Source organism: Hymenobacter siberiensis (assembly GCF_018967865.2).
Taxonomy (GTDB): Bacteria; Bacteroidota; Bacteroidia; order Cytophagales; family Hymenobacteraceae; genus Hymenobacter; species Hymenobacter siberiensis.
Genome location: NZ_JAHLZY020000001.1, coordinates 558,217 through 571,547 on the forward strand (window position 1 = coordinate 558,217; position 13,331 = coordinate 571,547).

The 13,331-nt window shown below is 63.4% G+C and carries 8 protein-coding genes; 6 read left to right on the forward strand and 2 right to left on the reverse strand.

Annotated elements, in window-relative coordinates:
* The first annotated feature begins 340 nt into the window (after positions 1 to 340).
* Positions 341 to 2,002: a regulatory iron-sulfur-containing complex subunit RicT gene (gene ricT / locus KQ659_RS02355; RefSeq protein WP_226915676.1), complete on the forward strand. Its 1,662-nt coding sequence runs from the start codon at positions 341 to 343 to the stop codon at positions 2,000 to 2,002.
* A gap of 36 nt (positions 2,003 to 2,038) precedes the next feature.
* Positions 2,039 to 2,530, forward strand: a complete 492-nt coding sequence (locus tag KQ659_RS02360) for a gliding motility lipoprotein GldH (protein ID WP_216678963.1) — start codon at positions 2,039 to 2,041, stop codon at positions 2,528 to 2,530.
* Between the two features lie 92 nt (positions 2,531 to 2,622).
* Here the strand turns inward: KQ659_RS02360 and KQ659_RS02365 are convergent, their stop codons facing one another.
* A complete protein-coding gene (locus KQ659_RS02365) occupies positions 2,623 to 2,814 on the reverse strand; it encodes a cold-shock protein (RefSeq protein WP_216678962.1) in 192 nt (63 codons plus the stop codon).
* Between the two features lie 191 nt (positions 2,815 to 3,005).
* Between KQ659_RS02365 and KQ659_RS02370 the strand changes: the two genes are divergently transcribed.
* Positions 3,006 to 4,226: a hypothetical protein gene (locus KQ659_RS02370; RefSeq protein ID WP_216690351.1), complete on the forward strand. Its 1,221-nt coding sequence runs from the start codon at positions 3,006 to 3,008 to the stop codon at positions 4,224 to 4,226.
* A gap of 92 nt (positions 4,227 to 4,318) precedes the next feature.
* Here the strand turns inward: KQ659_RS02370 and KQ659_RS02375 are convergent, their stop codons facing one another.
* Positions 4,319 to 5,215: a hypothetical protein gene (locus KQ659_RS02375; protein WP_216690350.1), complete on the reverse strand. Its 897-nt coding sequence runs from the start codon at positions 5,213 to 5,215 to the stop codon at positions 4,319 to 4,321.
* A gap of 198 nt (positions 5,216 to 5,413) precedes the next feature.
* Here KQ659_RS02375 and KQ659_RS02380 point away from each other — a divergent pair, with 198 nt between their 5' ends.
* The 3 genes from KQ659_RS02380 to KQ659_RS02390 all read left to right on the forward strand — a co-directional run bounded on the left by KQ659_RS02380 (position 5,414) and on the right by KQ659_RS02390 (position 13,246).
* Positions 5,414 to 6,010, forward strand: a complete 597-nt coding sequence (locus KQ659_RS02380) for a DinB family protein (protein WP_216678959.1) — start codon at positions 5,414 to 5,416, stop codon at positions 6,008 to 6,010.
* A gap of 226 nt (positions 6,011 to 6,236) precedes the next feature.
* The gene (locus tag KQ659_RS02385; RefSeq protein WP_216690349.1) at positions 6,237 to 12,431 is read left to right on the forward strand and encodes an alpha-2-macroglobulin family protein; all 6,195 of its coding nucleotides are present in this window, start codon (positions 6,237 to 6,239) and stop codon (positions 12,429 to 12,431) included.
* 128 nt (positions 12,432 to 12,559) lie between these two features.
* Complete coding sequence (locus tag KQ659_RS02390; protein WP_216690348.1) at positions 12,560 to 13,246, forward strand: hypothetical protein; 687 nt, start codon at positions 12,560 to 12,562, stop codon at positions 13,244 to 13,246.
* Positions 13,247 to 13,331 lie beyond the last annotated feature (85 nt).

Sequence of the window (13,331 nt, forward strand, 5' to 3'; positions counted from 1 at the left end):
TGATTTACATTGCAAAAAATGACAAAATCTTGTAAGTGTCAGTATAATAAACTATTGTAATAGTTATATGTATGAATTGGGGCACTGCAGCCGGTATCCGGGCTGGCCGTTGGGGGGTAGGGGGTGGACCAAACCCCGCCGCGAGCCCATCGGAAGCGCCCTGTGCTATTTGTGTATCTTTGCTAGGAACCGAATTTTCGCGAAAACCAGCTTTTCGCCCAACTATATAATTGTCTGACTTGTGGCTTGTGCATCATGTTCAACCGGTGGGGGCTGCGGCACCACCAAAGTAGGGGGCTGCGGCTCGAAGGGGGGCTGTAGCTCCGGCGGCTGCACTCGAATGAACGTCTTCGACTGGCTGCAGGACGTGGAAATCCCCGATTCCTTCGCCGGCTTCGACCTGGTGGAAGTGCGCTTCAAGGGCGGGCGTAAGGAGTTTATGCGAAACGACTTACGCCTGCCCCTCGTGACCGGCGACGCCGTGGTGGTGGATGCCGCCGGCTCGGGCTGGCACCTTGGCCACGTCTCGCTCAAGGGCGAGCTGGTGCGCCTGCAAATGCGCAAGAAGAAGGTGCCCACCGACTCCAAGGAAATCCGCAATATCCTGCGCGTTGCCACCCCCGACGACGAGGAGCGGTGGCAGGCCGTGCGCGACCTCGAAACCGGTACCATGTTCCGGGCCCGCGCCATGGTGAGCGAATTGCGCCTGCGCATGAAGCTGAGCGACGTGGAATACCAGGCCGACCGTACCCGCGCCCTCTTCTATTATTCGGCCGAGGACCGGGTCGATTTCCGCGAGCTCATCCGCCGCCTGGCCGACGAGTTCCGGGTGCGCGTCGAGATGCGCCAGATTTCGCTGCGGCAGGAAGCCGGCCGTATCGGCGGCCTTGGCATTTGTGGGCGCGAGCTGTGCTGCTCGACCTGGCTCACCGACTTCAAAACCGTGAGCACCACCGCCGCCCGCTACCAGAACCTCAGCCTGAACCCCCAGAAACTAGCCGGCCAGTGCGGCCGCCTCAAGTGCTGCCTCAACTACGAGCTGGACGCTTACCTCGATGCCCTGAAGGACATCCCGCAGGTTCAGCGCCCCCTCAAAACTAATAAGGGCGAAGCCTTTTTGCAGAAAACCGACATCTTCCGCCGCCGCATGTGGTTTGCCTTTAAGGGCGACAACAACTGGGTGATGCTGGACACGGCCCGGGTGAAAGAGCTGCTGGAAATGAATAAGCGCGGCGAGGTTATCGAAAGCCTGCTGCCCCCCCGCGAAGAAGCCCCCGAGCCCGAAGTGTCGGCCATTGTGGAAGGCTCGCTCGACCGCCTCGACGACAAAATAAAATCGAGCGCCAAGCGCACCAAGCGCAAGAAAGGCAAAGGCGAGAAAGAAGGCGAAACCGCCGAAGCCCGCCTCCCCCGCGAAGGCCGGGAGCTGCGCGAGCCCCGTGCGCCCCGCCCCGAGCGGGAGCCCCGCGCCGCCCAGGAACCCGGCACCGAGCCCCGCGAAGGTCGCGAGGCCCGCGAGCCTCGCGAAGGCCGGCCCCCTCGCGACGGCCGCCGCCCCGCCGGTGCCGCCCCCGCCGGCCCCCGCCCGCCCGAGCAGATGACCAGTCCCGGCCCCGGCGATGCCGACAACCCGGTGCCTGCCCTGGGCGATACGGCCGAGCAGCGCGGCCGCCGTGGTGCCGCCGCCCGCCCCAGCAACCGCCGCGGCGGCCGCAACCGGACCGACGCGCCCCGCCCCGAGGGCGAAGCCGGCGAGCCGCGCCCCGAAGGCCCCCGCACCCGTCGCCCCGACAGCCCCCGCCGCGCCGATTCTACCGCCGGTGCCCCGCCCCGCCCCGCCGCCGAAGGCACGGGTGAGCCGCGCCCGCGCCGCGAGGGTGGCGAGCGCCGCGCAGAAGGCGGCGAGCGCCGCGAAGGCCGGGGCGGCCGCAACCGGCGCAGCGGCCGTGGCCCGGCCGGCGAAGGCGGTGCCGCGTCCGACTCGGCCCCGGCCGGCTCGTAATCAACGCCGGTTTGTTTTTGGATACCAATTGCTATTATGAATCAGTATTTTGCATGGAAGTTGGTGGTAGTGGGTGGGCTCCTGAGCCTGCTCACGGCCTGCGACCCCAACCGGGTTTTTGAGCAGAATACGGACTTCCCGAAGTACTCGTGGGACGTGCAGCAGAAGCCCGCCTTCACCTTTACTATTGAGGACACGACGGCGCGCTACGACGTGTTTTTCAACGTGCGCTATGCTTCAGCGTATGGGTTTTACAACCTGTACATGAAGCACACGCTCACCGGGCCCGCCGGCCCGGCGGGCCCGCCGCTGCTGCACCAAATCCTGCTGATGGACCCCAAAACCGGCGAACCCAAAGGCAGCGGCACCGGCGATATCTACGACCTGCAGGCCCTGGCGCTGCCCAACCAGCACTTCGCCAAACCCGGCAGCTACACCCTCACTCTGGAGCAGTACATGCGCCAGGACCAGCTGCCCGGCCTCATGGCTGTGGGCGTGCGGGTGGCCCGGCATGCGGAGAAAAAGTAAATGGATTGGAAATGGCTGCAATGCCAAAAGGCCGGCCTCACACAATGCGGGGCCGGCCTTTTTCTGTGACGCAAACAGCGCGGTATTGATTATTATACCCGGGTTACGTCCACGGCGTTGGGGCCTTTCTTGCCGGCTTTGATGTTGAACTGTACCCGGTCGCCTTCCTGGATTTCGTGGATGAGGCCGGTTTGGTGGACGAAGATTTCTTCCTCATTATCGTCGGCAATGATGAAGCCGAAGCCTTTGGTGTCGTCGTAAAACTTAACGGTGCCGGTAAGCATAAGCGTGGGGTAAGGGTAAAATGAATCGGGTTTTGATGCGCTGCACCTGGCCGGCCAAGGGCCAAAAAACCGAAGCGCGGCGGGCCGTTCCCGGACAAAGGTAAAATGGCACCACCGAAAATCGTGCCGATGCCCGCGCCCGACCCGCGCCGAAAACAACGGGTTCGGCCGTGCGTATAGGGAAGCAGCCTTTGGCTAATGCCCTCCACCTCTCCACTTATCAGCCCACCACCATGACCAACGCCGAAGAAAACCTGAACACCGAGCCCAACGACATCGCCGGCAACCGCATCGACGGGCCGGTGGGCAATACGGCCACCAAGCACACCCGGCCCGGCGAAGGCGTGGGCCCGCCCGGCGGCCCGCCCACCAGCCCCGCCGCTGCCGCGCTGGTATCGAGCGAAGCGCTGGCCGCCGCCGAAACCAGCATGGCCGCCGGAGCCGTGGACGCCGACGCCCAGCCCCAGGAAAATAAAGAAGCCAACCCCGCCGACCTGGTGCCCGAAGGCTCCTACGGCGGCAATTTCGGCAACGGCACCCAGGACAGCTACCAAGACCAGGACCGCCGCGAAAACCAGGACAGCGACCCCAACCGGGGCGAGTTTGGTGCCCAGGACCTGGGCGGCACCACCCACGGCGGCTTTGGCAACCAGAACCGGCTGGCCGATTACGAGCCCAACAATACCGCCGAGGACAACTACTACGGCGGCTCCGGCCGCCCCGGTAAGCAGGACAATTCCTACCGCAGCTACGACGGCCGCGACGAGCGCCTCGACAGCCGCACCGAATATGGTTTTGAGGCCGGTACCGCCACCGGCCAAACGCCTACCAGCGCCAATCCCCACGAAAACGACAACGGCTCGACCAAAGGCCCCGGCAGTGGCTACTCGGCCGACTACGGCCATACCTCGCTCAACCCAAGCAACGCTACTGACCAGCGCAATGGCGCAGCGCCCGAAGTAGACCACCGCAACCAGACCGAGGACTACATGCCCGCCCAAAGCGGCACCGACAGCCAGGGCCGCCACGACCCGGAAGCCTACTCCACCAATCAGCCCGAAATGGCCAACCAGCGCGGCCAGGGCTACGGCGACCGAAACCGCGAACAGCCCAACAGCCTGCCCAATAACAACACCGGCGATGAGCGCAACGGCTACACGGCGGCCGGCGCTAACAAGGGCGATGTAGGGCAGGGCATCGGCTCACGCGGCGGCTCATATAACGATGCCTACGACGACAGCAAAGCCGGTAGTACTATGGGCTCGCCCGCCCAGGGCGACCAGCGCGCCGAAGACAAGGCCCAAAACTACGGCTTCGCTGCCCGCCAGGAGAACCGGAACAGCGAGGACGACAGCGCCGACCACGGTGCGCCGCGCCGCAACGCCGGCCGCGATGGCGCAGCCGACGAATAGGTGAGCAGTGAAATGGTGAGCTTGATGTTCGGACGGTGCAAGCAGTGCATCCGGAACATCAAACTCACCACCTCACCATTTCACTGCTCACCTTACCGGTGCACTTTCACGTTGATGTCGTACTGGTAGCGCGGCGGGCCGCCCAGCGGAATGGCGAAGAACGGCATGGCCTTTTCGTACTGGTCGGTCACGTAGAACACCATGTCGTTGGGCGCGGGCTTGGTGGATGTGAGGCGGAAATCGAGGCTGAGGCCGTGCTCTTTGGGCGATACCGGAAACACGCTGCTGGTCCACTCCCCGTCGCCGCTCATGGTGCCGGGCTGGCCGTTTTTAGCAATGCTGAACACGTTGAGCGTGGCCGCATTATCGGCGTCGAAGTTGCTTTGCTTGATGCTCACCACCTTGTCGTTCACGAAAGGGTAGAGGTGCACGGTGGTTTTGGTGGCCGTGGCCGGCAGCCGTAAGCAATACTCGTAAGTGAAGGCGTTGCCGCCCTCCACCGACACGTTGGCCGTGGGGCTGGTGCTGAAAAAGTAGCGGTACAGGTTGCCGTCGTTGCCGGTGAGGCCCCGGGCTACGAACTTGAAAACGCGGCCTTTAAATTCATTTACCTGCTCGCCCTCCAGCGGGTTCAGCGGGCCGAAGGTGTACCATTTGCCATTGTACTGCGGCTCATTGCCGAAGGTCTGGCTTTTGAGCAGGCGGCCGGTGGGCACGGGATTGGTGGGGCGCGGGTCGCGGGCCTGCGGGCCGCTGAAAGTGCCCGGGCCGCCGTAGAGGCTGAACGACGTGGTGGTATTGGCAGCGCCTTTCAGGTCGTCGTTTTTGCCGCCGCAGTCGGGGTCGAATACGCGGATGTAGACCGGGGCGCGCTGCGTTGAGGGAACTAGGAAGAAGAAGGTTTGGGTGAAATCATCGTCGCCCCACATCTTGTCTGACTGCGCACCGAAGGTGACCAGACTCTCGACCCGTTCGCCGGCGTTGGGCACCGCCTGGGCCTGAGCTTGCGGGGTTAACGCAAATGCCAGCGCAACCAGCGCACTACAATACCAAAAACATTGTTTTACCATGCAGCCAAGATACCAGCCCGAAACCAAATGCTGAGCTTGGCGGGGCGGAAATCCACCGTAAAGTATTCGGAATCCGCTGCTAAATTGTATGTTTACGACTCGTTAGCCTCTGCTTTTATGCCCGTTGCCGTTCGTGCCACCTCCGATTTCTTTGACCAGCTAACCAATGACCTGCTGGTGCTACGGGTGAAGGCGCAGCAGCGTTTTCGGCCCCTGAGCGCCGAAGAGCTGAACCGCCGCCCCGGCCCCAGCCGCTGGAGCGCCGGCCAGTGCCTGGAACACCTCAACATTGTGGGCGGCTACTACTTACCCAGCATCGCGGCCCGCATCAAGCGCGCCCAGGAGCGGGGCTCGAGGCCGGCTGCCGTGGCCAAACAGGGCTATCTGGGTAAGAAATTTATCGACGCCATGCGCACGCCATCGAGCGTCAAAACCTACAATTCGCCCCAGCGCTATGCGCCCACGGGCACCCGCCTGCCGCGCACCGTTACCGAGGTTTTCAGTCGGCAGGTCGATGAGCTGCTGCGCCTCACGCTGCTGGCCCGGCAGGTTAATGCCAACACCATCCGCATTCCCAACGCTTTATTTCCGTTGATTTTGCTGCGCCTCACCGACCAGCTCGAATTCCTGGTGGTGCACATGCAGCGCCACATTGCCCAGGCCGAAGCCGTGCTGGCCGGCAATGCCGTGGGAGCCAAAGCCTCGGCGGCCTGAGAAATGCCCCGACCATCCGCAAAATTTTGTCGGAATGACCGTGAAACTGTAGAAGCGCCGGGCTACCCGGCGCTTTTTTTATAGCGCGAACCTTTCGTTCGTGTCCCCGCGCTGCTGGCTGGTTCTGTGACGCGAACTAAAAGTTCGCGCTACGGTGTGCGAAAATATAGCCCGCTCTGTGCAATAAAGTTCGACCGGGCATCTTTATGGCTTCAACCTTCTGCTTGTGCCCACCCCGCCTATGCGCCTGTTCTTGTTTGCCTGCCTGCTCCTGACCATGATTGTTCGTGCCGACTCGGCCGCGCCCGGGTCACCGCCCGGCCCCTACGCCGCACAGTGGAAGAAGATTGACGCGCTGCTGAAGAAGGACCAGACCGCCACGGCCGCGCCGCTGGTGGAAGCCATCTATCAGCAGGCCAAAAAGGAGGGCAACAGCCCGGCCTACGTGCGGGCGCTGCTCTATAAAATTCGCCTGCTGCAGGCTAAACAGGAGGATGCCGACGAAAAGGCCATTGCCCTGCTGGAAAATGATGTGAAAACCGCCGCCTTTCCGGCTCGGCCCATTCTGCACTCGCTGCTGGCCGAGCAGTACACCACCTACCTCAACCAGAACCGTTACCGCCTCTACCAGCGCACGGCCGGGGCTTCGCCCACTACCGACGGCCAAAAAACGGCCGATGGCGGCACTGGCCTCGCCACCTGGGACATGGGCCGGCTGGGCGCGGCCATTGTGCGGCACTACTACCAGTCGGTGGAAGATGAGCCCCAGCGCCAGCTGAAAACCACCCTGGCCGAGCTGGGCGACCTGGCTACCGGCGGCGATGCCGAAGGCCGCGCCCTGCGCCCTACGCTGTATGATTTGCTGGCTCAGCGCGCCATTGAGGGCCTGAAGAACCAGGAATTGTACGTGACCCGGCCCGAGCAGCAGTTTCAGCTCACGGTGCCCAAGCTGTTTGGCACCGCCCAGGAGTTTGCCGCGCTGCGCCTGCTAGCCCCGGAGGCCGACTCGTTGAACGGCCAGCTGCACGCGCTGCACCTGTTACAGCGCCTCACGGCCTCGCGCCAGCAGCTGGTGCCCCAGAATCTGGCCGCCTTGGCCGATGTGGATTTGAGCCGCGTGGATTACCTGCATTCCCTCACCCAGCATACTGACCTGGCTGCGCAGTACGAGCCGGCTTTGGTGCAAATGGCCGAAACGTATGAGGCGTTACCCATCAGCACCGAGTTTATGGCCCGCCGGGCCGAAGCCGTGCGCGAAACCGGTGATAACGTGGCCGCCGTGCGCCTGGCGCGGGAGGCTGAAGCGCGGTTCTCAAAGTCGCGCGGTGCGGCGCGGGCCCGGCAGCTGCGCGAGCAGCTGGAGCAGCCGGAAATCAGCTTTACCGCCTCGGATATCGTTCTGCCCAGCCAGTCCTGGCGGCTGGACCTGATGGCCCGCAACGTGACCAGCTTGCACGCCTGGGCCTACCGCATTTCGCTGAAGGAGTGGGAAAATTCGGGCCAGTATGATGCCCTGCAACGCACCGTGGCCCAGCGCTACGCCCGCGTCCTGCGCGCCGCGCCGGCCGCTACCTGGGCGGTGCCGGTGCCCGCGCATCCGCAGGATTACAAAGAGCAGAAGTTTGGGGCGGCGGGTGCGGCGCTACCCGTGGGGTATTATTTGGTCATCATAAGCAACCAGGCCACGAAACCGACGGAGCAGCGGCCGGGCGCGGTGACGAGCTACGGGTTTATGGGGGCGAGCGAGCTGAGCGCCGTGAGCCAGCACGGCCTTACCGATTGGGCATTGAAGCTGCTGTTGCTGCATCGGCAGCAGGGCGCGCCGCTGGCCGGGGTGCAGGCGCAGGCCACCTACAGCCGCTACGACCAGAAGGCGCGGAAACAAATAACCCGAACGGGGGACGTGTACAAAACTGCCGCTTCGGGCGAGGTGGAAATCCAGGCTTCCAACCCAAACGAGTCGGATGGTGAGCGAGTCACGGCCGTACGCGTCTGGCGGGGCAACGACACATTGAGGCTGGACGGTATCGGGCGCTACTACCGGCCGAACCTGATGAGCGAACAGGCCCAGCGCCGCACCTTCCTGTTTACCGACCGCGCTATTTACCGGCCCGGCCAGACGCTGTATTTCAAAGGCATTCTGACGGAAACACTGCGCGGCAAAAGCAGCCTTGTAACCAAGCAGCCGGTAGTGGTCGGGCTGATGGACGTGAACGGCCAGCCCGTGCAAACCCTGCCGTTCACCACCTCAGAGTTTGGGAGTTTCAACGGTTCCATCGTGCTTCCCACGGGTCTGCTTAATGGCGAAATGACTCTGCAAACCGACCACGGTAGCCTCCGTTTCGCAGTGGAGGACTATAAGCGGCCCACTTTTCTGGTCAGCATCGACTCAGTGCCCGGCCGGCCACAGCTGGGCCAGCCGCTCGCCATCAATGGCCGCGCCCGCGCCTATGCCGGGCAGGCCACCGACGGCGCTACGGTAAGCTACCGCATTACGCGCCGCGAGCTATTTGCGCTGTTCGATTATGGCTACGGCGGGCGCGGGATGTATGCGCCGGGCCGGGGGCAGGGCAGCCAGGAAATTGCCCACGGTACCACCGCCACCGATGCTGAAGGTCGCTTTACGCTCACCTTCACGCCGCCGCTGGTGCCCAAAGCCACCGGCCGCCGGGGTTGGGAGCCGGGCTATTTATTCGAAGTAACCGCCGACGTGACCGATGCGGCCGGCGAAACCCGCACCGGCACCCGCAGCTTCCCCATTGGCCGCAATCCGCTCAGTCTGCGCCTGGCCGGCCCCGCTATGGCCGACAAAGCCAAGCTGCCCACCTACACGCTACTCAGCACCAACGCCACCGGCGAGGCGCTGCCCGCCGCTGGCACGTTGCGCCTGCTGGCCCGCCGCTACCGGCCCAACCCGCCCGGTGTGCCCGGCCCGGCTCCCGAAACGGAGGAAAATGAAGCCAAGTCGGAGCTGGTGAAAACCCTGGCTTTCGACACCAAAGCCAGCTCTGCCCTCGACCTGCAAGCTGCCCTGGCCGCCCTGCCCACCGGCCGCTACCGCCTCGAAGCCTTCACCGCCGAAACCGACACGGCCCGCCTTGATTTCACGCTCTACGACGCGCAGTCCGCCATCGTGCCCTTCGCCACGCCGGATTGGTTTGTGGCCCTGGCCGATACCGTGGCCCCCGGCCAATCCACGGAAATCCTACTGGGCAGCAGCGAAGCCGGTGCCCGCATTCTGCTGGAAGTGGAGCGCGAAGGCCAGCTGCTGCGCCAGGAATGGCTGACGCTGAATGCCAATGAGCAGCGCCGCCTGCACATCGAAAGTGGCGCTGCCACGGCCCTGGGCCCGCTCTACATTCACACCACGCAGGTGCGCGACAACCACCTCTACCGCCACGACGCCACCGTGCAGGTGGCAGAGCAGCCCCAGCCCCTCCAGCTCTCCATCGCCACGTTCCGCGACAAGCTCCAGCCCGGCCAGCGGGAAACCTGGCGCGTCACCATCCACCAGGCCAACGGCAAAGCCGCCGATGCCGAGCTGCTGGCCACCCTCTATGACCAGAGCCTGGATATTTTCCGCCCGCACAGCTTCATGGGGCTGGGGTTTGGCGTGGGGTATTACCCGGCGCGGTTTGGCTGGCAGGGAAGTTTTGGGGAGGTGAGTTCACGACTTTTTTTTGAGCAACACAATCCCAATTCATCAGATGGAATAGACTACCCACTGTTGCGGAGCAACGCTGAAAGCTTTGTCTACTATGGTAATGGAGTTTATGGTAGCAGGCCTTTTATAGTAGGAGACAGGCAGATACTTGAAGAAGTGGTAGAGAATAAGGCCTACTCTGTTGCTGCGCCCATGCAGGCGGCTGACATAGCAGCATCGGCCGCGCCGCAAGGCAATCAGCGTATCATGATTCGCGGAACACGTAGCACTCCCGAGCCCAAGCCCGCCGCCCCCGACCTCTCCACCGTGCCCACCCGCACCGATTTCCGCGAAACGGCCTTCTGGCAGCCGGCCCTGCGCACCGACAAGAACGGCGACATCGTGCTCGAATTTCAGATGCCCGAGGCCGTGACGCGCTGGCAGCTGCTGGCCCTGGCCCACGACAAAAGCCTGCACAGCGGCCAGCTCGCCCGGCAGCTCGTCACCCAAAAGGAAATCCAGATAACGCCCAACGCGCCGCGCTTCCTGCGGCAGGGCGACACCTTCACCTTCCCCGCCAAGTTTTCGAACCTGACCGACCACGCCACCAGCGGCACCGCGCAACTTTTCCTGCTCGACGCCGCCACGGGCCAGGATATCACGAGCCAATTACTGAAAGGTTCGGCACAGCAATCCGTATCGGCTGCCGCGCACCAGAGCGCCGCCCTGGGTTGGGAAATTGCGCTGCCGAGTGATTTCGCGCCGGTGGCCGTGACGTATCGGGTGGTGGTTAGTGCACAAAGCTTGGTGCCTGGTGCTGAGTCTGCTAAGGACAAGAAGCCCAAGCGTAAGAATCAAAAGTCAGGCACCAACAACCAAGCACCAAGTACCAGTTTCTCCGACGGCGAGGAAAACACCCTCCCGGTCCTGCCGAATAAAATTTTAATCACCGAGAGTCTGCCGCTGCCCATCGTGGGCCCCGGCACGCGGGCATTCGAGCTGAAGAAGCTTACCAGCACCAGCAGCCCCACGCGGCGCAACTACAGCCTCACGCTGGAAATGACCGCCAACCCCGCCTGGTATGCTGTGCAAAGCCTGCCATACCTCATGGAGTACCCTTATGAGTGCTCCGAGCAGGTATTCAGCCGCCTTTACGCCAACCTCATCGCGGCGCAGATTCTCAAGGACAACCCGCGCTTCAAAACCATCCTGGCCGAGTGGACGCGCCAGGCCCAGAGCGGTACGGCGGCGCAGAAAAATGCCCTCGAAAGCAAGCTGGCCCAGAATCAGGAGTTGAAAAATCTGCTGCTCCAGGAAACGCCCTGGGTGCGCGACGCGCAGGGCGAAACCGCCCGCCTGGCCCGTCTCACCGAGCTGTTCGACGAAGCCCGGCTGCAGGGCGAAACCAGCCGCGCCCTGCTCAGGCTTCAGCGCATGCAGCTGCCCGGCGGGGCCTTCCCGTGGTTCGAGAAAATGCCCGACGACCGGTACATCACGCAGCTCATCGTGGCCGGCTTTGGCAAGCTCAAAAAACTCGGCGCCTTTGATGCCGAGAAAGATGCCGTGGGCCGCGACATTCTGCAAAATGCCATGCGCTACCTCGACGCCGGCCTAGCCAAAGACTACGCCGAGCTGCGCCGCCAGAAAAACGTGAAGCTGGCCGATAACCACCTCAGCGACATGCAAATCCAGGCCCTTTACGCCCGCAGTTTCTGGCCCCAGCCCGCCGAAGCGACTACAAAAACGGCCTACGCCTACTACCGCGGGCAGGCCGCCAAATTCTGGCCCGCCCAGACCCGCTACCTGCAAGCGCAAATTGCGCTGGCTCTGTTTCGGCGCGATGCCAAGGCTCCTGCCGCTGCTGAGATTCTTCGCGCCCTCGCCGAAAATGCCCTGCACTCGCCCGAACTGGGCATGTACTGGAAGGAAGTGCGCGGCGGCTACTACTGGCGCGAAGCCCCCACCGAAACCCAGGCCACGCTCATCGAAGCCTTCGATGAAGTGAAGAACGACCAGAAATCGGTGGATGAAATGAAGCTCTGGCTGCTGAAGCAGAAGCAAACCCACCACTGGGAGAGCACCCGCGCCACCGCCGATGCCTGCTATGCCCTGCTGCTGCGCGGCTCCGATTGGCTCGCGCCCACTCAGCCCCTGCAAATCACCGTCGGCAGCCAGGCGGTGAAGCCTGCTGCCGCGCAGGCCGGCACCGGCTATTTCAAAACCAGCTGGTCCGCCGCCGAAATCCAGCCCGCCCAGGGCAACGTGACCATCACCAAGCCCGACGCGGGCGTGGCTTGGGGCGCGCTTTACTGGCAGTATTTCGAGGACATCGACAAGGTGACGCCCGCCGCCACGCCGCTCAGCCTGGAGCGCCAGCTCTACCGCGAAACCCGCACCGCCGCCGGCCCGGTGCTGGAGAAGCTCACGGCTGCTTCCCCCCTAAAAATCGGCGATGCGCTGGTGGTGCGCCTCGTGCTGCGCACCGACCGCGCCCTCGAATACGTGCACCTCAAGGACCAGCGCGCCGCCGGCCTCGAGCCCATCGGCCAAACCAGCGGCTACCGCTACCAGAACGGCCTGGGCTACTATGAGTCGCCCCGCGACGCGGCCACCAACTTTTTCCTGGGTGAAGTGCCGCGTGGTACCCACGTTTTTGAGTACCGCTTGCGGGCCAGCCAGGCCGGCGATTTTTCGGGTGGCCTGAGTCAGGTACAGTGTTTGTATGCGCCTGAATTCGGAGCGCAATCGGCCGGCGTGCGGCTGCAGGTAGCCCCGTAGCCGACGGGTGAGCAAATAGGCCCTTAGGTGGCTCAAACGGCTCCGAAAGGGTTTAAAACCACTTTGCCCTTGCATTTAACCGGGGTGAGGTGTAGCTTTGTCTACTGTTGATATTTCTTTATTCGTCTATGAAGCACCTATTTGCCTTCCTTTTGTTGCTCCTCACCTGGGGCAGCGCCCAGGCCCAAAACGAGAAGCAAACCCCCGTAACCAAGCTGCCGGGCGAGGAAAACCTCAGCCTCCGTGAGCGCGCCGAGCGTGATTTTCTGATGCCGGTGCGTCGTAAGAAAATCGTAGCCGAAGCCTCCAAAGCCGGCAACGAAGACAACACCGCATCGCCCGAGTCGGATGCCACGGCCCACTACGCCGAGGCCACCGACGAAGCCGCCAGCATGTCGGCCCGCACCGCCCGTAGCTACGAGGCGCGTCACTCCGAAGCCCTGGCCGCCCGCCGCACCGCCGCCCGCGCCGAAGCCCGCGCCGAAGCCCGCGCCGAGGCCCGCGCCGAAGCCCGCGCCGAAGCCCGCCGCGCCGCCCGCCACAGCAGCCACCGTAGTAGCAGCAGCAAATCGAAAGCGCACAAATCGACGGCGCACACCAGCAGCAAGAGCAAAAGCAAGTCGGCTTCGTCGAAAGCGAAAGCCAAATCGACCGCGCATTCCAGCAAAAGCACCTCGAAGAGCAAAAGCAGCAAAGCCACCCACAGCAGCGCTTCGAAAGCCAAGAATACCAGCGCCAAAAAGAGCCCGGCCCACAAAGCCACCACGAAATCCACCCCTTCGAAAACGAAGACCAAGACCAAGCATCGCCGCTAGGGCAATAGCTCGCAACCGTAAAAACAGCAACGCCCGACACTGATGTGCCGGGCGTTGCTGTTTTGGGTGTGCCGGCCTGCTCTCT